The organism is Bacillus sp. C-3-6, assembly GCF_054509685.1.
Map to the genome: position 1 here is coordinate 421,804 of NZ_CM137247.1, position 23,474 is coordinate 445,277.

A 23,474-nucleotide genomic window follows, 5' to 3' on the forward strand; every position below is an offset into this window, starting at 1 on the left:
TATGGAGAATAATCATAGTTTGGATTTTTCGTCTACCTCAACTCATTATAATGAGAGTCTCCGTGGCACTTTACAAGATAGGATAAACAGTCTTAAAGGCACGGGTGTAAATCTTACAGCCGAAGCATCCAATAACAGATGGAATATTTATGATGAATATTTTTCACAAACATATTTTGTAGACTTTAGCTTCGATTCTTTTTCATCAAAGAAGTTTGATACTGACCAATTTATCTTGCTATTAAAATCTTGGTTTATTTTACTTTTAGAGGATGGTAACAGCTTTCAGCATTTGACAAGGAAAACAAGAAGAGCAAAGGATGCACTGATCCTAAGTAAAGGATTTAATCTAGAAGCAATAGATGAATTTGAACTTAACTATTTTTCTAAAGAGCTTAAACATAATTCTCTACAAACTAAAGCATCTTTTCTATTAGAATTTCTAGATTTTTGCCAAGATCTGATAGTGCCAGAAGAGTATCTGGAACTAATTTTAAGATACTATCAAATACAGAAATCAACTTCAATAAGAAAATTACCATCAAGCCAAGATGTTCTTAAATTTTCTTTAATAGTTGAAGTATACTTTTCAAATGAGGAAATTGATAAAGAATATTTGGACTACTATCCAATTTATTTATGGTGGAATTTAACAAACATTATCCCAATACGTATTAACGAATTTTGTAATTTGAAATTTGATTGTTTAAATTTTAATAAAGAAGGATGTTTTTTATCTTTACCTCGAAGCAAAAATCTAAGGAATCGTAAAATCGCTTACGACAAAATTTTGATTTCGGATAAAATTGCCAATTCAATCAAATTATATCAACAAAAAATATATTCTGTTAAACCGTCTAAAACATTATTGCAAACGTCTAGTACAGTTCGAAATATAAAACCAGAAATCTTTAATTACACAAATTTCAAGAATTTATTAAACAAATTTTATAGTGAAATTGTTTGTGGGAAGTATGGCCTCAAATTATTAGAGAACAGCTTGGAGCCACATATCCAATCACCTTACAATATTTATAGGAAAATAAGACCAAATGATACTCGCCATTTTGCATTTTTGAATTTAATGTTGCAAGGTTATCATCCCAGTGAGATTGCTAGATTAGGGGGACACAATTCTATTTATTCTCAAATGGCTTATCATAACCACTTGGAATATTGGGTTGATTCAGACCTAATAAAATTATTAGCGAATCAAAAAAGACATTTAGGTGACCTTTCAAACGAATTTTTCAAAGAAATTATTTTCAAAAATGCGATGAATACCACTACGGAAGTTTCTGAAGTTGTTAAAATTCCATTAGAAATCGGTTATTGTACAGATCCTTTACAAGACTGTCCCGTAGATGAACACTATCTCTGTAAACATTGGAGAATAACCTTCGATGATTACCAAAAACATTATGATAAATTACAAAACATCCTTGTTAATCAAGAGTGTGTTCTTAAATTATGCATCGATAAACTATTAGCACTTCATAAAACCGGTCTCATACATCATAAAAATGATGTATATGATGAAAAAAATTCGCAATTCAATTATCAGTTAATTGAAAGTTCTAAGAAAGTAAAAGATGCATTATACCAATTAGCAAAACTAAAGGAAAGGTTTGAAATGTATGAAAAGTCGAGGGCGTAAGCCTAAAATATATTCTAAAGATATTCTTCTAAAGATTGTTGATGATTTCTTAAGAAATCAGGAAAATGTTCAAATTATAAGGTATAAAGAAATCTCTCTTTTTGCGCTAGAAGAATATAACAAAGGAATATTAGATTTTAAACTGAGTGAAGATTTTTGGAGAAAACCTGGTCGTCAAGGAAAACTGCTAGTTGATGAAATCAATAAAAAGCGAAGCGCTTTAATAGAAAACAATAATCAATACATTGAAATTATCTCAACAAATGATGTTATAAACAGATTATCACAAGACACTCCAGCTACTAAAAAGAAAATTATTAATCAACTGAAGGTAAATGAGTATGGCTATCGAAAAATATCTACTCGCTACAAGCAACTCAAAGAAAAAGAAGCTAAGATGACACAAGAAATCGTCGAACTTAAGGCTGAGATTGCAAATCTTAAGGACAATAATGAAATCTATCAAAATGTTCTTTTTCAATGGGCAAATTTATCAAGTGTTAAAGAGCTTGATCTAATAAATTTAATTACAACTGGAAAAACTAGATCTGCTACAGTGGAACAGCTATTTCAGGATATGTTTAAAGAACAGCCTAATAAGGCTATACTAGGGCTTAATACCGACAATAAAATTGATAATGTAGTAACAATAACGAAGACAAAAAATACACTTATCGAAGACTTAGATTTATAGTTTGCCAATAAAGTGGAAAAACAAAAAATATATTTTGCTTATAATTAAGAGAACCTTACTCAACACTAGCATGGGTCCTCTTAATTTAGGCATGCTTTCGTATAGTATAGTATAGTATAGTATAGTATATTCGCTCTTCAATTTCCCTCTGTGTTTTGTGAAATACATCATTTAAATAACGCATAAACTTTCAACTTCTTTAATCAATTCATGAGGCATTATTTTTAGTACCCCACAAATAATAAATATCGTAGTAATGCTAGGCTGTCTTTGTCCGCGTTCTAGTAATCCAATAAAAGTTCTATCTAGGTCGCATTGTAACGCCAATTGTTCTTGGGAAAGACCAGCTAGTTTTCTGTGTTTTCTTAACACGGTACCAAAAGCTTTTGATATCTCCATAAGCTCACCTCTTAGTTAATTAACTAAGAAATCCACTAATTTAATCGACCGACTATAGTCATCATAAAGAGGTGATGCTACAATATTAATAAACATTTTTTGAAGGAGATTTTTTATGTCTAGTAAGAAATATGACGAAAGTTTTAAAAAGAAAATTGTTCAATTACATCTTGAAGGAAGGGCAACAACTGAACTGGGTAAGGAATATAAAGTGTCACCCACCGCAATCTATTCTTGGATAAAACTATATGCTGATGAATCGGCTATTTCTTTTAAAGAATTCAGTGCCATTCAAAAAGAAAATAAACGTTTAAAACAGGAAGTAGAAATACTTAAACAAGCAATGACAATAATGACTTCAAAATAGAACTAATCCTTTATCCATATTTCATGTATTAGAACTGTGTTATAGTATAAAGTACAAGATATTTAAGGAGTATGAAAATATGGCAAAAAGCTTAGTATTAGCAGAAAAACCATCAGTAGCTCGTGATATTGCGAATGTACTGAAATGTAATAAAAAAGGGAACGGCTTTTTAGAGGGCGATAAATATATCGTAACATGGGCACTTGGACATCTAGTAACCTTAGCTGATCCAGAAATGTATGATAAGAAATATCAAAAGTGGAATTTAGAAGATTTACCAATGCTACCTGATCGTTTAAAACTATCAGTAATCAAACAGTCCGGTAAACAGTTTAATTCCGTTAAATCACAGTTAAATCGTAATGACGTAAATGAAATCATTATTGCAACAGATGCGGGGCGTGAAGGTGAGTTAGTGGCCCGTTGGATTATTGCCAAAGCTAAAGTAAATAAAACAATCAAACGCTTATGGATTTCATCCGTAACAGATAAGGCAATCAAAGATGGATTCAATAATTTAAAACCTGGTAAAGCATACGAAAACTTATATTTTGCTGCAGTAGCTCGTTCTGAGGCAGATTGGTACATCGGACTAAATGCTACTAGAGCTTTAACGACCCAATATAATGCACAGTTAAATTGTGGGCGTGTTCAGACGCCTACTGTAGCCATGATAGCTGCACGTGAAGATGAAATTAAAAACTTCAAACCACAAGTGTACTATGGCATTGAAGCACAAACTGATTCAGTCAAAATAACTTGGCAAGACACTAACGGGAATAATCGAAGCTTTAACAAAGAAAAAATTGATAGTATCGTAAAGAGCCTAGATAAGCAAAATGCTACTGTTGTGGAGATTGATAAAAAGCAGAAGAAGTCATTCTCTCCTGGTCTTTATGATTTAACTGAGCTACAACGTGATGCAAATAAAAAGTTCGGTTACTCTGCTAAAGAAACATTAAATATTATGCAGAAGTTGTATGAACAGCATAAAGTGCTAACGTATCCTCGTACGGATTCACGCTACATTTCATCTGATATCGTCGGAACACTTCCAGAGCGTCTAAAGGCATGTGGTGTAGGAGAATACCGCTCTCTAGCACATAAAATTTTAAATAAACCGATAAAATCTAATAAATCATTTGTTGATGATAGTAAAGTAAGCGATCATCACGCAATTATTCCAACAGAAGGATATGTTAACTTCTCAACTTTCACTGATAAAGAACGTAAAATTTATGATTTAGTTGTAAAACGTTTCTTAGCTGTCTTATTCCCAGCATTCGAATACGAGCAACTAACGTTACGTACAAAGGTTGGTAATGAAACGTTCATTGCACGCGGAAAAACAATTTTACATGCTGGTTGGAAGGAAGTATACGAAAATCGCTTTGAAGACGATGATGCAACTGATGACGTAAAAGAACAGATTTTACCTCGCATTGAAAAAGGCGATACATTGAATATAAAACTAATTATGCAAACATCAGGCCAAACAAAGCCACCTGCACGCTTTAATGAAGCAACCTTACTTTCAGCAATGGAGAATCCTACAAAATATATGGATACGCAAAATAAACAACTTGCTGATACATTAAAATCGACTGGTGGATTAGGTACTGTAGCGACACGTGCAGATATTATTGATAAACTATTTAATTCATTCCTAATCGAAAAACGTGGTGGCAAGGATATTTACATCACAGCAAAAGGTCGTCAACTGTTAGAATTAGTTCCAGAAGAATTACGTTCGCCAGCTACGACAGCAGAGTGGGAACAAAAACTTGAACTAATTGCAAAAGGCAAACTGAAAAAAGATGCCTTTATTAATGAAATGAAACAGCATGCTAAAGAAATCGTGAAGGAAATTAAATCAAGTGACAAAAAATACAAACATGAAAACATCTCTACAAAGTCATGCCCTGACTGTGGTAAACCTATGCTTGAGGTGAATGGTAAAAAAGGAAAAATGCTTGTTTGCCAAGATCGTGAATGTGGTCACCGTAAAAATGTATCTCGTACAACAAATGCTCGTTGTCCGCAATGTAAGAAGAAACTAGAATTACGTGGTGAAGGCGCTGGCCAAATTTTCGCATGCAAATGTGGCTATCGCGAGAAATTATCGACATTCCAGGAGAGACGTAAAAAAGAATCTGGAAACAAAGCTGATAAACGTGACGTTCAAAAATATATGAAACAACAGAAAAAAGAAGAAGAACCGCTTAATAATGCACTGGCAGAAGCTCTAAAAGGACTTAAGTTCGACTAATAAAAAGCTAAGTTTAACCGTAGATTTTAAATAAAATCCAATTAGATTAACACTAATTATGTAGCTTTATAATAATGTTCGATTAAATTAACTTTTTGAACTTTGATTTAAAAACAAATATGAAGAGCATGTTTTGAAAAAAGATTGTTCAAGACATGCTCTTATTTAATGCGCTCTACTAAATTCTATATAAAAAGTGTTCACGAATAATAAAGTCATTTCAAAAATAAAAAAGATGTTTTTTGAAAAAAGGATGGTATTAATTAGGATTCAAACTCCTTATCCTGTATGATGAAAATGAGGATATTACGGTATTTTTATAGTTGAGAAAAGGGTTATTCTAAGAGGGATAGGTTAGATGAAGAAGAAAGAAAAGTGAGTTTACATACTCCTTGCCATTCTTTTCTTCTCCTTCTTATTTGGTGTAATAAAAATAGGAGAGGATATGAAGTTAAGAACGTATGGAAAACCTATCGTAGCTGAGGTAGGAAACAAGAAAGAATATGCACCTAGAGGATTTAAAACATATGAGATTATGTATACAGTTGATAAGAAAGAGTACAAGAGTAATGTAGATAAACACGTCTATGACAAAATAGAAATAGGTATGAAAATTGAAGTCTTAAAGTACAAAAGAAAGACAATGATGTATGATAGTTATGACTTAGATAAATAAGGGATAGGTTAGATGTCTGAGAAAGAAGTCGCCCCTTATCTATATTAATTCTTTCATCGGATTTATTAATAGGCTGGTATAATATCAATAAGGAAATGTTGGTGAATTTAGTGAATGACGGTGGTACATGGTTAAGGAATTCACTGAAAAAAATAGAGAACAAAGGTGTCCTGGTAGTTAAGGCGAAGCATAGTAAACAGAATTTTAAGTATAGAGCAAGATTGTTGTATGAAAAAATAGTTTGGATGAAGGAGTAAGGTAAAATTACAGTTTTTTTATGAACTAAAAGAAAAATTACCAATTTTTTCACAATAGATAAGTTTAATAATATATGTTCGGTGCTTGATGTTAATCTAGGCGATATTATTAAGCTGAAAAAATAAAAAAATCAATGGAGGATACGAAGTGATTACATCAGAAGAAATTAAACGTAGATTATGGGACGGGGCAAATGAACTACGTGGTTCAATGGATGCCAGCCGTTACAAAGATTATATGCTTGGGTTGATGTTCTACAAGTTTTTGAGTGATAAGACTTTAGAAACATTCAAAGTGACCAGCGGTTTAGGGCAAATGACTGAATCCGAATTGGTTGAAGAATACACAAAGGCGAAAGCAGAATACGGCGAGCAGCTAGATAAAATGATTCAAAATGTACTCGGTTATTATGTTTCACCTGAGTATCTATATCAGACTTGGTTAAAAGACATCAATTCAGGTGATTTTGAAGTTCAAAAAGTAACGGATAGCTTGAATAACTTCGAACGTACGATTGCTGTGTCTGGTGATTCGGATGACTTCAAAGGATTGTTCTCAAGTTCTACGCTTGATTTAACTGATACTGCTTTAGGTAGCAATTTAAACGAACGTAGCAAAAATGTTAAGGCACTGATTTTGCTGTTTGCAGACTTGAACATGGTGACATTGCAAAAAGGTGATGTACTGGGTGATGCGTATGAGTACCTCATTGGTCAGTTTGCGATGGAGTCAGGGAAGAAAGCAGGGGAATTCTATACACCACGACAAGTCAGTGAAGTCATGGCACAAATTGCAGCGAAAACGTCAGGCGTCAAGTCAATCTATGACCCGACTGTCGGTTCTGGTTCGCTACTTTTAACGGTTAAGAAGCATTTAGATGAAGATGTTCAAAAGAATTTGAGCTATTACGGGCAAGAAAAGAATACAGCAACTTATAACTTAACTCGTATGAATTTGTTGCTTCATGGTGTTCGTCCAGAAAAGATGACCATTAGAAACGGCGACACACTTTCTCAAGACTGGCCAGAAGATCCAGAAAGTCCAAATGAAGGCGTGCAATTTGATGCGGTGGTTATGAACCCACCATATTCTGTGAAGAATTGGAACAAAGCAGGGTTAAAAGTCAGCGACCCTCGTTTTGAAGTTGCTGGGGTGTTGCCACCAGATTCTAAAGGGGATTTTGCTTTCCTTTTACATGGACTATTCCACTTAGGTCAAAACGGTACGATGGCAATTGTCTTGCCTCACGGGGTTCTATTCCGTGGTTCAGCTGAAGGCGAAATTCGTGAACGATTGCTTGAGAAAAACTACATTGATACCATTATCGGCTTGCCAAACAATTTATTTACCAATACAGGTATTCCAGTAGTTGTAATTATTTTGAAGAAGAACCGAAAAATCGGCGAACCTGTTTTAATCATTGACGCTTCTCACAGCTTTATTAAAGTTGGAAAACAAAACGTTCTACAAGAAAAAGACATCGCTAAAATCGTTGATACGTATGTCGAACGTAGAGAAGAAGAGGGTTATAGCCACTTGGCGACACGTGAAGAGATTCTCGAAAATCAATACAACATGAACATTTCTCGCTATATTGAGGCGATTGACGAAGAAATTCCTCAAGATGTGGATGCTCATCTCTTTGGTGGGATTCCTCAAAAAAACATTGATGGCTTGAAGATTTTGCAGTCTACAGTGTCAGATATTTTGGGACAATCTTTGAAAGAAATCCGTGACGGCTATGTAGGGCTTGTGAAACCAGTTGAGGAGATTTCTGATGATGTATTGAGCGATGCTCAGATTGTAGCAAAATCAAAAGAAATCGAAAGAGAAGCAAAATCCTATATTGATAAATACTGGGACATTTTACGAAATGTAGACAACAGCAGTAGTTTGACTCAGTTGATGGATGAAATGCTTGTTAAAATCAAGGAGATTCTTTCGGAGTTCAAATATATTGATGTTTATGACGGCTATCAGATTGTGGCTGAGATTTGGAAAAATGCTCTGACACATGATACGGAAATCATTGCTTTAAGCAGTTTCTATACGGCAGGACGCACTCGTGAGCCAAATATGGTAACGAAAGGAACTGGTAATAAAAAACGTGAAGAGCAAGACGGCTGGATTGGTAGTATCGTACCGAATGAGTTGATTGCGAAACGTTTATATAGTGATGAGCTAGAAGAAATCGAATCAAAGAAAACTCGCATTCAAGAGATTGAAACGGAGCTGTCTGACTTAGTTGAGGCTGCGAAAGTTGAAGACAGCGATGAAGCCAATGCTTTAGGCGAAACCTTGAATGAAGCTAGTGAAGCTTTTGAAAACAAATCAATCAAGGATGAGTTGAAAAAGGCGAGCAAGGGAACAGTTGAATATAACCTACTGAAAAAAGTTGAGAAGTTATTTGCAGATAAATCAGAGCTTAGCAAAGCCGTGAAAGCTGATGAAAAAGCGCTCAAAGAAGCCGTGCAAGAACGTATCTTAACTTTAACAAACGAAGAAATCGATAACTTGATGTATGAAAAATGGTTCGGCAACACAGCGGACGCTATGGTTGGTTTGATAGAGATACCGCTAAAAACAGAATTGAACACGCTGCAAATGTTGCACAATCGTTATGCCGATACTTTGTCGGAGATTGAAGAAGAAAGTCGTGGCTTGGAATCAGCGTTTGAAGCATTGATGAGTGAATTGGTGGTGAGATAATGACGGAACAAACAAATTTAGTGCCAAAAAGGCGATTTAAGGAGTTTCACAACACTCACACTTGGGAACAGCATAAGTTTTCTGAACTTGTGAGTCGAGTTTCTACTTCTAGCGAGGAAGAAGGTCTCCCTCGAGTAGAATTCGAAGATATTATTTCAGGGCTAGGAAAACTTAATAAAGATATTTTTCAAAAAGAAAGTGACAAAAAAGGGGTTAAATTTAAAACGGGAGATATTCTTTTTGGGAAGTTGCGTCCATATCTTAAAAATTGGTTGATGCCTGATTTTAAAGGAATTGCAGTAGGAGACTTTTGGGTTTTTCGTCCAAATGATACAGATAATAAATTTATATATTCATTAATCCAAAGTAATAAGTATCAAACAGTTGCAAATTTATCTACTGGAACAAAAATGCCTCGTTCAGACTGGGGAATTGTTTCGAATACAGAATTTACAGTACCTTTCAGTGTTGAAGAGCAGACTAAAATCGGTAACTTCTTTGCACAATTAGATTACCTCATCACCCTTCAACAGCGTAAGTTAGAAAAGACGAATGCGTTAAAATCTGCTTATCTTTCTGAAATGTTTCCCGCTGAAGGTGAGCGTGAGCCAAAACGGAGATTTGCCGGATTTACGGACGATTGGGAACAGCGTACAATTGGAGAGTTTGGTTCTTTCTATTATGGGAAAAGCGCTCCAAAGTGGTCGGTAACATCAGATTCAACAACGCCATGTGTAAGGTATGGAGAACTTTATACAAAACACAAAGAAAAAATTGATACGATATATTCTTTTACAAATATTCCAAAGGAAAACTTGAAGTTTAGTACCGGTAAAGAAGTGCTCGTCCCTCGGGTAGGTGAGGATCCATTAGACTTTGCCAATTGCAGTTGGCTCAGCATTCCTGAAGTTGCAATCGGAGAAATGATTTCAGTTTATAACACGAAACAAAATCCGTTATTTACAGCATATATGTTCAATGCACTTTTCAAATACGAATTTGCAAAACGTGTCGAGGGTGGAAATGTGTCGAATTTATATTACGCATATTTAGAAAACATTCCTGTTTCATATCCAAGTCTAGAAGAACAGGACAAGATAGCCTCTTTCTTTGATAACTTGAGTACCCTCATCGCTGTTCAACAGCGTAAATTAGAAAAACTACAAAATATAAAAAAAGCATACCTAAATGAGATGTTTGTTTAGAGGGGAGCGAGCGTAAGTCATGAGCAATGTACCAAAAAGTGCGGCAGAGAAAACTTTTCAAGAGAATTTTGTTAAAGAACTAAAAAAATATAAATGGGAAGCGCCTGATTTTTTAGACGGCAATAAGCAAAAAGTAACCGTTACTGACTTGGTTACTCACTGGCGTGGTGAACTCAATCGTATTAATGCTGACCAGCTTGAAGGTGTGGAATTGACGGATAACGAGTTCCGTCAAGTTATGGCAAAAGTCAATCGAATCAGCAACAGCTACGAAGCAGCGAAAATTTTAGCCATTGAAGAATCAAAGGGCAAGATTGATGGCATTTACCGTGATGATAATCCCAAAATCACGAGAAAACAAATCACGTTGACAATTTTCAAAAAAGCCGAAGTGCGTGGCGGGGATTCAAGCTATAGAATTGCTAGAGAAGTACAGACAGCAAATAACAACCGTTTTGATATTGTCTTACTTATCAACGGCTTGCCTTTAATCAATATCGAGCAAAAACGCACGGACAAAACGCTAGACGAGGCATTTGGACAGTTTATGCGCTACTATCGTGACGGCGAATACAGTAATAACTTCATGGCTTTTTCGCAGATGATGGTCATCACTTCTGAAATTGCCACTCGATATTTCGCTACTCCAAAAACAGCAGGAGATTTTAACCCTAGTTTCGTCTTTCATTGGTCGGATAAAGAAAATAATGTTGTAAACGCTTGGGAAAAAGTGATTGAGCAATTCTTGATGATTCCAATGGCACATCAGATGGTCGGAGATTACTTAGTTATTGATGAAGCTCGTGATGAGGAAAATAGACGACATATGTTAATGCGTCCATATCAAGTCCACGCTTTACAAGCGGTTGAAGGGGCAGCATTTGGTTGGGACAATGATGAAAAATTATCTCACGGCGGTTTTGTTTGGCACACTACTGGTTCGGGGAAAACTATTACGAGTTTCAAGACGGCTTTGTTTTTATCGACTAGAGTAGGATTTGATAAAGTCGTCTTCCTTGTTGATAGACGTGAGCTGGACAATCGTACCAGTGAAAACTTCAAAGCATACGCAGCTTACGAGTCCGTTTCCGTTGATGATACGAAACATACCTATCAGCTAAAAAAGATACTCAAGTCAGCTAAAAACGGAATTGTAGTAACGACAACATTCAAACTGAATTCTTTAGTTAAGGAACTGGAAGAAGCTCACGATGATAGTTTAGTAGATAAGAAAATCGTTTTTATCATCGATGAAGCTCACCGTACGACAATGGGACAGATGATGGGAACCATTAAGAGCTATTTCAAGAAAAATGGACTCTTCTACGGCTTTACTGGAACACCTTTATTTGATGAAAATAAGATCAAAGGAAAGGTCAATGAAAAAAGCGAAGTCATTAATACGACTGAAAAATTATTTGGACCTAAGTTACATCAATATACGATTGATGAGGCGATTGCGGATAAAAATGTATTAGGTTTTCACGTTGATTATATCAACACTGGAGAATTCAAGAGTTATGATGATTTAAGAGAGCAACTAGCTGAGAAAATTAAGGTAGAACACCCTGAATTAACTGACAGAGACATTGAGCGCCAAGTTCAAGAGATGTCAGAAGCTGACCTTGAAAAGCAAGCTAAAAAACGAGAATTGTTTAAATACCAAGATGAAACGCATATCCCACGTGTAGTTGAAGAAATTCTGAGTAACTGGGAATCACAATCACAAGGTAGAGAATTTAATGCCATTTTGACAGTTGCCTATAAAAATCGTGTGATTGCTTATTATGATGAATTTAAGAAACAACTGACAGATCGTGGAGAAAAGTTGAATGTGGCTATGACGTTTAGTTTCGGCAATGAAAATGATCCTACGCCACTAGACCCTAAAATTGTCAAAGGTATGTTTAAGGACTACGCTGCATTTACTGGTATTGAGTTTGTTGCTGGTGATAAAAAACACGGCGAGGACGCTTACTTTGAAGATGTCGTGGAACGTGCTACTCGAGGCGGTAGTGGACGAAACCCTAAGAATATAGACCTCGTGATTGTGGCAGACCAACTGCTGACAGGTTATGACTCTAAGCGTCTTAATACGCTTTATGTTGACCGTTCACTTGAACTTCAAGGTTTGATTCAAGCCTATTCACGAACAAATCGTGTGTTTGGCTCAAATAAAGAGTTTGGAACGATTATCAACTTCCAATATCCACGGCTTACCGAGCAAATCGTAGATCAAGCTTTGAAGCTGTATGGAAGCGGTGGTAAGAGCAGTAAGGCAATTGTTGATACCTATGAAACTGCTGTAAAGAAATTAGCAATAAAAGTTACTGAAATGATTCCGACTTTACCTGACCCTACTGAATGGCAGACAATTGAACATGATGAGAAGAAAAAAGAAGCATTTATACTTGCTTTTAAAGATGCTGCTGAGCAGTTGAATTTGGTAGAACAATACTATGAATTTAAGTGGGATGATATAACTTTTGGTATTGATGAGCATACTTGGTTACAGTATGTTGGTGCGTATAAAAACTTAACTTGGAAGCCAGGAACTCCACCTCCGCCGACACCAATTAATACGCTTGTTGGAAAAACTAAGTTAGCGGGAACACAAGTAATCGATGCGAATCATATTCTTAGTTTAATTGGTTCAAAAGTTACCTCACCGAACGGCGTGCAAAAGGTGGATAATGAAACACTCCGTATTATTTATGAACAAATTCAAGAGTTGAGTAACATGGGGGAATATGAGCAAGCACAGTTATTGAAAGAATTTGTGGATACTGAGCTTGTGCCTGGTAACTTATCGAGCGGTTTGGAATTTGATGAGGCATTCGAAATTTGGAAAGCAAGTAAGCTACAGAATACGGTTATTAATTTTTCTTCGGAGTGGGGTCTAGATAGTGAATTACTTGGAAAATCAGTGAATTCATATTCTATTTCACAGTCTGATGTTGTTCCTTACATCACTGAACTCATTAGTAGTGTTGATTTTAGTAAGGCAACCAATCAAACGGCTGGCAATTTGTTAAGGCATAATATGACACTAACTATCAAACTTCCAGAGTGGATTGCTGAAATTAAGCAAAAATATAGTTAACTTGATGATGGCTTTGAAGTGCCTGTGAAAACGAAGAATAACCAGTAGAAACAGAATATGTTTGATTATAAGAGTCGAGGATATACATTCCTTGGCTCTTAACTATGGGTTGAGTAGTTACGAATATTTTATATAAGAGGGGACGGATTGAGGAGGGAAAATATAATATTTTAATGTATGAAACAACAATTACAACCAGAATTATTTGGGTGTAATTCATACAAGTCTTATAAATACTAGTAAAATTAATTTCACCCTAGCTATTGACAGGATACAATTGGCAACGGCCGCAATTTAACTGGGCATTAAAGCGAGTTGTTAAAGCGCGAGTTGCATTAAGACCGATATACCAGTCAGCTTCTGAACGTGCAACTGCTGAAGCGTATAAATTGTCATAGGCTTTACCTGGTTTTAAATTTGCAAAACCATTTTTAATTGCTTTATCGGTTACAGAAGAAATCCATAAACGTTTGATTGGTTTATTTAGCTTAACTTTATCGATAATCCAGCGTGCGACTAATTCCCCTTCACGTCCAGCGTCTGTTGCTACAATAATTTCATTTACATCTTTTCTAAGTAGCTGACTTTTTACAGCATTAAATTGTTTACCAGTTTGTTTAATAACCGTTAATTTCAAACGCTCAGGTAGCATCGGTAAATCTTCTAAATTCCACTTTTTATATTTCACATCATAACTTTCTGGATCTGCTAATGTAACGAGATGACCTAAAGCCCAAGTTACAATATATTTATTACCCTCAAGATAGCCGTTTCCTTTTTTATCACACTTCAGTACACGAGCAATATCTCGTGCAACGGAAGGTTTTTCAGCGATTACAACGCTTTTTGACATATTAAAAACATCCTTTCAAATTTCCATACGTTAACTATAGCATACATCTTCTTGAGATTCAGTTTCGCTCCATATTTGATCGGTTTTTAATGGAGGGAACAAAATCCCAACTAATTAAAGTTTCACTTTATCAGTTGCTTCTATATTAAATAGAAAAAGTAAAGAACTTGTTATTTTACTAGAATAAGAGTAGACTTTGAAGTAGATGAATAAGAAACACATGGGAGTTTGTGGATACAAACTGAGAGTATGGCTACTAGTCCGTCATTGACCATTTGAACCTGTTGGATAATGCCAGCGTAGGGAGAGTGTAAAAGCACATATTCAGGCACTTTGCGTACGCGCAAAGTGTCTTTTTGTGTATCTCCCATCATTATAGTTAGGAGATGAAAAGGATGAATATGAAAGAAATTAGTAAAGTAGTGGATTTGGTGAGAGAATCTAATCCGCTCGTTCATAATATTACAAATGTTGTTGTAACAAATTTTACTGCTAACGGTTTGTTGGCACTTGGGGCATCGCCTGTAATGGCGTATGCAAAAGAAGAAGTAGCAGAAATGGCTAGCATTGCTGGAGCGTTAGTATTAAATATGGGAACACTTCGTCCTGAGGAAGTAGAAGTGATGTTACTTGCTGGTAAATCAGCAAATGTGAACAATGTGCCAGTACTATTTGATCCAGTTGGTGCAGGAGCAACTTCGTATCGAACAGAAGTTGCGAGACATATTCCAGCCGAAATAGATTTAGCAATTATCCGCGGCAATGCGGCTGAAATAGCAAACGTTATTAATGAGAAATGGGAAATTAAAGGGGTAGACGCTGGTACTGGAAATGGCAATGTTGTAAGTATTGCAAGGCAGGCAGCAGACGAACTAAATACAGTTGCGGTCATTACTGGAAAAGAAGATGTTGTTACAGATGGAGAGAGAACTATTGTTATTCGAAACGGTCACCCTATTTTAACGAAAGTTACGGGAACAGGTTGTTTACTAACTTCTGTAATAGGAGCATTTGTAGCAGTAGAAAAAGATTATGTAAAAGCAGCAGTAGCCGCATTAACGTTTTATGGTGTAGCTGCGGAACTGGCAGCTGTTAAAACAGTAGAAAAAGGGCCTGGTAGTTTCCAAATTGAATTTTTAAATCAGTTAGCGAATACTACTGCTGGTGATATTGAGAAGTATGGAAAGATTGAGGAGTTAGAGTAAGGGGGATGAAACACATGATGCGCATTGAAACAAAGAAGATGTCTAAGTTATTACAAGTGTATTTTATTATGGGAAGTAATAACTGCACGAGGGATCCTTTAGCTGTATTGAAAGAAGCATTAGATGGTGGAGTGACACTTTTTCAGTTTCGCGAGAAGGGGGAAGGTTCTTTAATCGGAGGAGATAGAGTGCGCTTTGCAAAAGAATTGCAGACGCTTTGTAAGGAATATAGTGTTCCTTTCATTGTAAATGATGATGTAGAATTAGCCATTGAATTAGATGCAGATGGTGTTCATGTAGGACAAGATGATGAAGGAATTACATCTGTTCGTGAAAAAATGGGAGATAAAATTATCGGTGTATCTGCTCATACAATTGAAGAAGCACGCTTTGCAATCGAAAACGGAGCAGATTATTTAGGCGTTGGACCTATTTTCCCAACGAGTACGAAAAAAGATACGAAAGCTGTTCAAGGAACGAAAGGATTAGCTTATTTTAGAGAACAAGGAATTACAGTGCCAATCGTTGGTATTGGTGGGATTACAATTGAAAATACAGCGGCAGTTATAGAAGCGGGTGCGGACGGTGTTTCAGTTATTTCAGCAATTAGTTTAGCTGAATCTACGTATGAAAGTACGAGAAAATTAGCTGAAGAAGTAAAGAGAAGTTTGTAGAAAAGGACATGTAGTATTTTAAGTGCTACATCGAGAAGTAGACTGCCCAAAAAATTTAAACAAACGTTTGATTAAAAAAGCACAAACCTTTTTAAATAAAGGTTTGTGCTTTTTCTTTAAAACATAATTGAAATTAAGAGCATTCCAATTCCGATAGAAGTAAATGTTGCAATTAAGCCTGGAATCATAAAGCTATGATTTAATACGTATTTACCAATACCTGTTGTACCGGTACGGTCAAAGTTAATAGCAGCAACGATTGTTCCATAGTTCGGAATGAAGAAATATCCATTTACTGCAGGGAACATCGCAATCAGTAGCGCTGGTGGAATACCAAGGGATAGTCCAAGTGGCATTAAGGCACGTACTGTTGCTGCTTGGCTGTACAGTAAAATAGATAGAATGAATAGCGCGATGGCAAATAGCCAAGGTGCACTTGTTACTAAATGCTGAATGGATCCTTGAATCATATTTAAGTTTCCATTAAAGAAAGTATCTCCCATCCAAGCGATACCGAAAATAGCAACAACTGCTGTTGCCCCTGCTTTAAAGACGTTACCAGACACAATGCTTTCTACATTTGGTTTACAGAAAATAATAATAAGAGCCGCGATAGTTAACATAACCATCTCAATTGTGTTCGGCATGGAAAGACGGGCTAACTTCCCATCAACTATCCATCCTGGACGAAGTGCTTCAAATGAACCAAGAAGTACAACAAGGAAGGTTCCTACAAGGAAAAGGATAACTGATAATTTTGCGCCCTTTACACCTACAAATTTTTTTTTCTCTTCAAGCTTAGGAATCATTCCTTCTTTTAATCGTTTTAAGTATTCAGGGTCTTCATTTAATTCTTTTCCCATCTTACTAGCAACGAATGCTGCTAACATACAAGCAATGAAAGTAGAAGGAATACTCACTTTTAAAATATCTAATAAAGTGATTTTATAGTCAGCTAACATTGCTAAAAGAGCAACTGTGGCAGCTGAAATTGGACTAGCTGTAATTGCTTGCTGAGAAGCGATTACGGCAATCGACATTGGGCGTTCCGGTCTAATCCCTGATTCACGAGAGACTTCTGCAATAACAGGAAGTACAGAATAGGCAACGTGACCAGTACCTGCACATAGTGTGAATAAATAAGTAACAATTGGAGCAAAAAAAGTAATACGCTTTGGATTTTTTCGCAATGCTTTTTCAGCTAGATGAACAAGATAGTCCATTCCTCCAGCAGCTTGCAAAGCACCAGCGGCTGTAATTACTGCCAAAATCATAAGCATTACATCGATAGGAGGCGCGGTTGGTTGTAAGTGGAAGACAAAAACGAGTATTGCCATACCAACTCCACCCATTACTCCTAAACCAACTCCGCCTAGGCGTGCACCAATAAAAATACAGAGTAACAAGGTAAGAAATTGTAGCCAAAACATGATAAACTACCTCCGAAATTCATTAGTTAAGATATATTCGAATAGTTTAATTTGAATGGAAATTAAATAAATACCCGAAGAAATCCTTGTTGTTTATACATTTTTTATTATATAACACAAAAAAAGTAACATTCACGTACTTTTTGAAATTATTTTGAAAAAGCAATGCATTAAAAATTTGTATTTATATCTCTAAATAAGTAGACATTTTGATTTATATGTTGTAATCTTTGAAAGAGAATAAATTAATTCTCATAGAACTCCCATATCGTTCAACTCGTTCAGCGAGAAAGGCAAACTGATGGAAACATGAGGACGCAAAACTACAGGAGCTAAGGTCGAAAGGCTACGCTAGCCAGTTACCGGACGGATAGGGTTGGTCTTGGCCAATGCTTTTACATTGGCTTTTTTTTATTCTCGAACATATTGAGAAACATTTTCAAACAAAATATTCATATATTTTGTTTTTTTTGTTTATGTTAATTAAGGAAGGTGGATATTAATGAAAAAATATTGGCATAAGTTATCGTTCCTTCAAAAGAACGTCTTATTAACCGTATTAGTTATTTTGACACTTGTTGGAAGTATGGGTGCACTAAGTTTCAACATGTTTCAAAATAGTATGATGTCTTTATTTGAAAGGCAGTCTATTGAAACAGGAGAAATAGTATTGAAAAAATTGGATGTAGAATTAGTTAGAGACATGGCGAAAGATCCTACAGCCGAAAAAGTGAAAAAAGAAAAGTTAACAGAGAAATTAGATGAAGTGTCAAAAGAATTGAAAAGTGTTGGACAAACGTATGTTACAGGAGCAAAGCCGAATGAAAAGCGAGAATTACAACTCGTTGGTTTGACTACAGAGTTAACAAAAGCGTTCCCTATAAAGCCGGGAGATTATTATGAACAACCCGCTCATTGGATGAAGGCATACGATAAAGTCATTGATACGAAAAAGGCCCAAATGACAGAAGTATATGAAGATGAAATAGGTTCGTGGGTGACAATATTAGAACCAATTACAGATGGAGAAAACAATATTGTTGCAATTATTGCGGCTGACTTAGATGCTTCCATTGTTCCTATTACAAAAGAGAAGTTTATGATACAGGGCTTACTCTTTATCATTATTTCATTAGCGATTGCGACTATTACTCAATTCTTTATCGTGCGTCACTCATTAGCGCCATTAAAAGATTTACGAGAAGGGTTACGTAAAATTGGTGAAGGTGACTTGAGTATTAAATTAAAAGAAAGACCAGATGATATTGGAATTATTAATGTTTATTTCAATAACACGATTGAAAAGTTTAAAGGGATTATAGATAAAGTAAGGCAAACTGCTGAGCAAGTTTCTTCTTCTTCACAAGAATTGTCGGCGAGTACAGAGGAAAACAGCATGGCAGTTCAAGAGATTGCAAGTTCTATTGAAGGTTTAAGAGTAGGGGCACAGTCTCAAAAAACTTCAGTACAACAATGTTTAGGGATTGTACATGGAATGGAAGATAAGGTAGAAGAGATAACTGGGGCTGCGAAACAAGTTGCGGTTGCTTCTGAAGGTATGGAGCAACATTCAATTGAAGGTAATGAAGTGATTGGACAAATTATTAATCAAATGAGTTTAATTCAAAATGCAGTACAAGATTTATCTTCCATCATTTATTCGTTAGAAACAAGGTCAAAAGAAATTAGTGATATCGTAACTGTAATTACAGGTATTTCAAATCAAACAAATTTATTAGCTTTAAATGCTTCTATTGAGGCTTCACGTGCTGGAGCAGCGGGGAGAGGGTTTGCAGTTGTTGCTGATGAAGTACGAAAATTAGCAGAACAAACGGAAGCGTCTGCTAAAGATATAGCGAAATTAATTGGTGAAACACAAGCTGAGACAGAAGATGCTGTAGTTTCAATGCAAAAAGGTTCAAAAGAAGTAGAAACTGGAATTTCACTTGTTCAAAGTAGTGGGAATTTCTTTGAAAAAATCTCCAAATCAGCGCAATCTGTTACAGATCAAGTAAAAGCTGTTTCGGGTAATTCGAGTGACATTTTACAAAATAGCCAGAATATCGTTCAAGTCGTAAATGAATTATCACATATTGCAAACACTTATGCCAACAGCAGTAGTAATGTTGAAGAAAGCATGAAAGAGCAAGAAATATCAGTACAAGATATTGCAGAATTAGCGACTTCTTTAAGTTGGCTTTCTCAGGAATTACAAGAGCTTATTGGTGAGTTTAAAAGCGAATAAGGAGAAAGTTCAATTCTAATCAAAGGGGATATCTCCGCTACTGATTATGAATTGAACGAATCTGCCCGTTAATAAGGGATGAAAAAGGTGTGAATTTTCACACCTTTATTATATTTAAGAGAGGAATTTACATAAATATGAAATTAGCAATTTCTTATAATGAGATGGTAAAAGAATTTTTAGGGAAAGTAGAAGGAAGTATTAAAATACCTAAAGATGTGCAAGGAACGGAACTTAGGATAAAAAGGAAAACTGAACTATTTCCAAATTTGACTCATATTGTAGATTTAATAGGAGCGACTGCAACGTGGTTATATCATATTTCTAAAGAAAAACATATTGTCGTGCTTTATCATGTAAGAGGAAGTTTATTTCCGATTACTATTGAAGTTTCTAATTTTCTCTCCTATGAAAGTTTGAATTTACAGATTGAAGAGCAACTGGAACAAATTAAAGAAATGAATGAGGAAGAAATAGAAGAGTTTCAAAACGGTAATACATTATATGAAATGTCACCTATTATTATTGGTGAAACATATTATGAGCTACAAGACACGAATACATTACAATTTGTATTTAGTAAAAATATGCAAAGTGTAGAAATAATATTTAATAGTGTTAATTGGAAGGAAACAACGATTACTCGTTATGCACAACAAATACAAGGTGTTTTAATTGGTACATCACAAAATAAGAATAATTATATAAAGAATTTTAATATTATTACAGAGGCCGAGATGGCACTTTATAGTCAAGTGAATGATACGACAGCAGTATATCCTGAGAAAAGTATCGTCGATATGTTCTATAATACTGTTACTCAATTTCCAAATCGTATAGCTTTATCTTCAAGGGAAGGTACTTTAACTTATGAGGAGCTAAATAAAAAAAGTAATCAAATAGCTCATATGTTAATTAAAAATGGCGTCCAATTAGGAGACTATGTTGGAATATTTATGAAACGTAGCATAGACACAGTAGTAAGTATGGTAGCTATATTAAAAGCTGGTGCAGCGTATGTTCCGATTGATCCAGATTATCCGGAAAGTAGAATACAGTACATTATTCAAGATAGCCAAGCGAAAGTTATATTGATGAAAGAGACGCCTATAACATGTGATGGAGTTCAAACAGTTTCAATGTATGATAGTGAAACTTGTGAAGATATAGATGTAAAGTTGTCTATTCATTGTGATGATGTAGCTTATATGATTTATACGTCTGGTTCAACAGGGAATCCAAAGGGAACGATGTTAGCACATAGAGGGGTTGTTAATCTGTACACTTGGATGCAAAAGCAATATGAATTGACAGAAGAGGATGTATTTGCCCAATTTCCTTCTTTTAGTTTCGATGCTTCTGTATGGGAGTCATTTGCTTCTTTATTCTGCGGAGGAAACTTGTATGTATTATTAGAGGAAGAGCGATTGTCTGTAGAAGCATTTGCAAATGCAATCTATAAAGTGAAAGCAACTTCGATCTTGGCATTAGCAACAATTTTTGTTCGACAAGTAGCAACTTATTTAGCAGAAGAAGATATATATAAGCTAGCTTCCCTAAAAAGAATTGCGATTGGCGGTGAAATGTTGCCTGTAGAGGTTATTAAATTGTGGAGAGAAAGAATAGGTACAAATGTTGAAATTCATAATGTATACGGACCGACAGAATGTACTGTAGTGACGACAACCTATAAAATACCTAGTCAGTTAAATGAGGATGTTGCGAGTATTCCCATTGGTAAACCATGTGCTAATTATCAAGTTATGATTTTGGATGAGAATATGAATCTTTGTCCAATTGGTGTACCTGGTGAATTATATATAGATTCAGTAGGATTAGCAAAAGGGTATTTTAATAAGCCTAATAAAACAATTGAAGCTTTTATTCAGAACCCTTTTAATCCTATAGTTAATATATATAAAACAGGTGATATTGTTAAGTTGTTAGAGGATGGACATATAGAATTTTTACATCGGAAAGATGATCAAGTAAAGATTAGAGGACATCGTATTGAACTAGGAGAAATCCAAAGTAAAATTTCTCAAAATCATAATATAAAAGAAAATGCTGTGTTTGCTAAGAAGAGTAAGGAAGGTAGCCAATATTTAATCGCGTTCTATACAACTTTAAATAAAAAAGAAATACCAGAATTAGTTTATCAGTTACAAGAGCAATTACCAGATTATATGGTGCCATCTAAACTAATTTATATTAATGAATTACCACTTACACCTAATAAAAAGATTGATGTTAAGAAGTTAGCTCAGTTAGAAGAAAAGTATGAACCGGTTCGTCTACAAGAATATGTTGCACCTTCTAATAAAGCAGAGAAACAAATAGCGCGCGCTTGGGCGGAAGTATTAGGAATTTCAAAAGTTGGAGTGCATGATGATTTCTTTACAATTGGTGGACATTCATTAAAAGTATTACGAGTCTTAACATTGTTAAAAGAAGATTTTTCACATTTAACAATTCAAGATTTCTTTAAAGAAAGAACGATATATGGATTAGCTCGAATTGAGCGAGAAGTAAAAGTAGACAAAGAAGAAGTATTTCGTGAATATAAAGTGATTCACGAACCAGATACTATCACGTATGCAAACGTTTTGGAAGAAAACCAGATTTCAAATGTCTTTTTAACAGGAGCTACTGGTTATTTAGGATCACACATATTATATGAATTGTTGAGAGATACATCTGCTACTATTTATTGTTTAGTAAGACCAACCAAAGATGTGCAACAAAGAATTATAGATACATTAACAGGCTACTTTAGTGATATATGTGAAGAATGGTTACAGCGTATACAGGCCGTAGCTGGTGATCTGGGGGAAGAGTATCTTGGGATGAGCGAAGAAGAATTTATGTTCATCAGTTCTAAGATGGATACGATAATTCATTGCGGTGCAGATGTAAGACATTTTGGAGATGTAAAACAATTTGAAAATATAAATGTCCAAGGAACTAGCCGTATGCTAGCATTAGCGGAGAAAGGTGCTACATTCCATTTTATTTCTACAATTGGTATCCCGTTAGAATTAGCGGTAGATCAATGGGATACATACATGAAAACTGGTGATTTTAATTACAGTGTAGACTTAGAGAATGTATATTCAAATAGTAAACTACAAGCGGAAAACATTGTTCGTGAAGCAATGAAAAATGGTTTGCGCGGAAATATTTATCGTGCAGGTAATTTAGCATGTCATTCAGAAACAGGTTCGTTCCAACAAAATATTGAAGGAAACGCATTTTATCGTCTTATTAAAACAATGCTATTAATTGGGAAAGCACCAAATGTGAAGTGGAAAGTTGATTTCACACCAATTGATTTAGCTAGTAAATCAATTGTATTGTATTTAAAAGATTCGCAAATTGTAGGAGAGACGTTACATATTTGTCATCCACATCAAATTGAGTTTGAACAATTTATACAGTTAATTGGAGAGTGTGGATACAATCTTGAAATGGTTCCACTTTCAGAATATGTAAATACCGGACTTGAATTAGCGAAGGAAAATGAAGTAATAGCAGAGTTAATTGCTTCTCAAGTTGCAGGAGATGGAGCGCAGCAATCTGAGATTGTAATGGGTACGCGTAGAACGAATGAATGGATTAAGAAAAAAGAATTGATAGTACCAGCAATCAATAAAGAATTTATACAGCAGTTATTAGCTCATGGTGAAAAAGTTGGATATTTTCCAAAAATAATGAAATGATTATGCATGCT

The 23,474-nt window shown here is 35.2% G+C and carries 14 protein-coding genes, 1 pseudogene and 2 riboswitches; of the genes and pseudogenes, 12 read left to right on the forward strand and 3 right to left on the reverse strand.

Annotated elements, in window-relative coordinates; translation table 11 throughout:
- Position 1 precedes the first annotated feature (1 nt).
- The gene (locus ACW0JX_RS02190; protein ID WP_459245298.1) at positions 2-1,657 is read left to right on the forward strand and encodes a tyrosine-type recombinase/integrase; all 1,656 of its coding nucleotides are present in this window, start codon (positions 2-4) and stop codon (positions 1,655-1,657) included.
- Positions 1,638-2,351, forward strand: coding sequence for a hypothetical protein (locus ACW0JX_RS02195; RefSeq protein ID WP_459245299.1), 714 nt, complete (start codon positions 1,638-1,640; stop codon positions 2,349-2,351). Before ACW0JX_RS02190 ends, ACW0JX_RS02195 begins: the two co-directional genes overlap by 20 nt.
- A 171-nt stretch (positions 2,352-2,522) precedes the next feature.
- Here the strand turns inward: ACW0JX_RS02195 and ACW0JX_RS02200 are convergent, their stop codons facing one another.
- Positions 2,523-2,750 carry a helix-turn-helix domain-containing protein gene (locus tag ACW0JX_RS02200; RefSeq protein ID WP_016103240.1) on the reverse strand — a complete coding sequence of 76 codons (228 nt, stop codon included), beginning with the start codon at positions 2,748-2,750 and terminating at the stop codon, positions 2,523-2,525.
- Positions 2,751-2,865: 115 nt separating this feature from the next.
- On the opposite strand from ACW0JX_RS02200, the gene ACW0JX_RS02205 reads away from it, so the two are divergent.
- The 6 genes from ACW0JX_RS02205 (at position 2,866) to ACW0JX_RS02230 (ending at position 13,337) form a co-directional block, all read left to right on the forward strand.
- The gene (locus ACW0JX_RS02205; protein ID WP_002169259.1) at positions 2,866-3,117 is read left to right on the forward strand and encodes a transposase; all 252 of its coding nucleotides are present in this window, start codon (positions 2,866-2,868) and stop codon (positions 3,115-3,117) included.
- A gap of 79 nt (positions 3,118-3,196) precedes the next feature.
- Entirely contained in the window at positions 3,197-5,386 is a 2,190-nt protein-coding gene (locus ACW0JX_RS02210; protein ID WP_459245300.1) for a DNA topoisomerase III, read from the forward strand.
- Positions 5,387-5,831: 445 nt separating this feature from the next.
- On the forward strand, positions 5,832-6,062 hold the full coding sequence (locus tag ACW0JX_RS02215) for a hypothetical protein (RefSeq protein WP_459245301.1): 231 nt from the start codon (positions 5,832-5,834) through the stop codon (positions 6,060-6,062).
- Positions 6,063-6,467: 405 nt separating this feature from the next.
- Positions 6,468-9,029 carry a type I restriction-modification system subunit M gene (locus tag ACW0JX_RS02220; protein WP_459245302.1) on the forward strand — a complete coding sequence of 854 codons (2,562 nt, stop codon included), beginning with the start codon at positions 6,468-6,470 and terminating at the stop codon, positions 9,027-9,029.
- Entirely contained in the window at positions 9,029-10,234 is a 1,206-nt protein-coding gene (locus ACW0JX_RS02225) for a restriction endonuclease subunit S (protein WP_459245303.1), read from the forward strand. The genes ACW0JX_RS02220 and ACW0JX_RS02225 overlap by 1 nt, the downstream gene beginning before the upstream one ends.
- A 19-nt stretch (positions 10,235-10,253) precedes the next feature.
- The gene (locus ACW0JX_RS02230; RefSeq protein WP_459245304.1) at positions 10,254-13,337 is read left to right on the forward strand and encodes a type I restriction endonuclease subunit R, EcoR124 family; all 3,084 of its coding nucleotides are present in this window, start codon (positions 10,254-10,256) and stop codon (positions 13,335-13,337) included.
- A 277-nt stretch (positions 13,338-13,614) separates the two neighbouring features.
- Here the strand turns inward: ACW0JX_RS02230 and topB are convergent.
- Positions 13,615-14,190 (reverse strand): annotated as a pseudogene (gene topB / locus ACW0JX_RS02235) (DNA topoisomerase III); the annotation flags it as partial.
- A gap of 210 nt (positions 14,191-14,400) precedes the next feature.
- Positions 14,401-14,513: riboswitch (TPP riboswitch) on the forward strand.
- Between the two features lie 72 nt (positions 14,514-14,585).
- Here topB and thiM point away from each other — a divergent pair.
- Both thiM and thiE read left to right on the forward strand, forming a co-directional pair.
- Entirely contained in the window at positions 14,586-15,395 is an 810-nt protein-coding gene (gene thiM / locus ACW0JX_RS02240; RefSeq protein WP_459245305.1) for a hydroxyethylthiazole kinase, read from the forward strand.
- 14 nt (positions 15,396-15,409) lie between these two features.
- The gene (thiE, locus tag ACW0JX_RS02245) at positions 15,410-16,069 is read left to right on the forward strand and encodes a thiamine phosphate synthase (RefSeq protein WP_006916691.1); all 660 of its coding nucleotides are present in this window, start codon (positions 15,410-15,412) and stop codon (positions 16,067-16,069) included.
- A gap of 116 nt (positions 16,070-16,185) precedes the next feature.
- Here thiE and ACW0JX_RS02250 read toward each other — a convergent pair whose 3' ends face one another.
- Complete coding sequence (locus tag ACW0JX_RS02250) at positions 16,186-17,499, reverse strand: anaerobic C4-dicarboxylate transporter family protein (protein ID WP_459245306.1); 1,314 nt, start codon at positions 17,497-17,499, stop codon at positions 16,186-16,188.
- A 282-nt stretch (positions 17,500-17,781) separates the two neighbouring features.
- Positions 17,782-17,866, forward strand: a riboswitch (cyclic di-GMP riboswitch).
- Positions 17,867-18,001: 135 nt separating this feature from the next.
- Here ACW0JX_RS02250 and ACW0JX_RS02255 point away from each other — a divergent pair.
- Entirely contained in the window at positions 18,002-19,744 is a 1,743-nt protein-coding gene (locus ACW0JX_RS02255; RefSeq protein WP_000761077.1) for a methyl-accepting chemotaxis protein, read from the forward strand.
- Positions 19,745-19,881: 137 nt separating this feature from the next.
- Positions 19,882-23,463: a non-ribosomal peptide synthetase family protein gene (locus ACW0JX_RS02260; RefSeq protein WP_459245307.1), complete on the forward strand. Its 3,582-nt coding sequence runs from the start codon at positions 19,882-19,884 to the stop codon at positions 23,461-23,463.
- The last annotated feature ends 11 nt before the right edge of the window (positions 23,464-23,474 follow it).

Excerpts from the sequence above, each read along its gene's own strand:
- ACW0JX_RS02210 (WP_459245300.1), top strand. The coding sequence starts at position 3,197 with ATGGCAAAAAGCTTAGTATTAGCAGAAAAACCATCAGTAGCTCGTGAT.
- thiE (WP_006916691.1), top strand. The coding sequence starts at position 15,410 with ATGATGCGCATTGAAACAAAGAAGATGTCTAAGTTATTACAAGTGTAT.
- ACW0JX_RS02255 (WP_000761077.1), top strand. The coding sequence starts at position 18,002 with ATGAAAAAATATTGGCATAAGTTATCGTTCCTTCAAAAGAACGTCTTA.
- ACW0JX_RS02195 (WP_459245299.1), top strand. The coding sequence starts at position 1,638 with ATGAAAAGTCGAGGGCGTAAGCCTAAAATATATTCTAAAGATATTCTT.
- ACW0JX_RS02230 (WP_459245304.1), top strand. The coding sequence starts at position 10,254 with ATGAGCAATGTACCAAAAAGTGCGGCAGAGAAAACTTTTCAAGAGAAT.
- ACW0JX_RS02190 (WP_459245298.1), top strand. The coding sequence starts at position 2 with ATGGAGAATAATCATAGTTTGGATTTTTCGTCTACCTCAACTCATTAT.
- ACW0JX_RS02250 (WP_459245306.1), bottom strand. The coding sequence starts at position 17,499 with ATGTTTTGGCTACAATTTCTTACCTTGTTACTCTGTATTTTTATTGGT.
- ACW0JX_RS02260 (WP_459245307.1), top strand. The coding sequence starts at position 19,882 with ATGAAATTAGCAATTTCTTATAATGAGATGGTAAAAGAATTTTTAGGG.
- ACW0JX_RS02205 (WP_002169259.1), top strand. The coding sequence starts at position 2,866 with ATGTCTAGTAAGAAATATGACGAAAGTTTTAAAAAGAAAATTGTTCAA.
- ACW0JX_RS02225 (WP_459245303.1), top strand. The coding sequence starts at position 9,029 with ATGACGGAACAAACAAATTTAGTGCCAAAAAGGCGATTTAAGGAGTTT.
- ACW0JX_RS02200 (WP_016103240.1), bottom strand. The coding sequence starts at position 2,750 with ATGGAGATATCAAAAGCTTTTGGTACCGTGTTAAGAAAACACAGAAAA.
- thiM (WP_459245305.1), top strand. The coding sequence starts at position 14,586 with ATGAATATGAAAGAAATTAGTAAAGTAGTGGATTTGGTGAGAGAATCT.
- ACW0JX_RS02215 (WP_459245301.1), top strand. The coding sequence starts at position 5,832 with ATGAAGTTAAGAACGTATGGAAAACCTATCGTAGCTGAGGTAGGAAAC.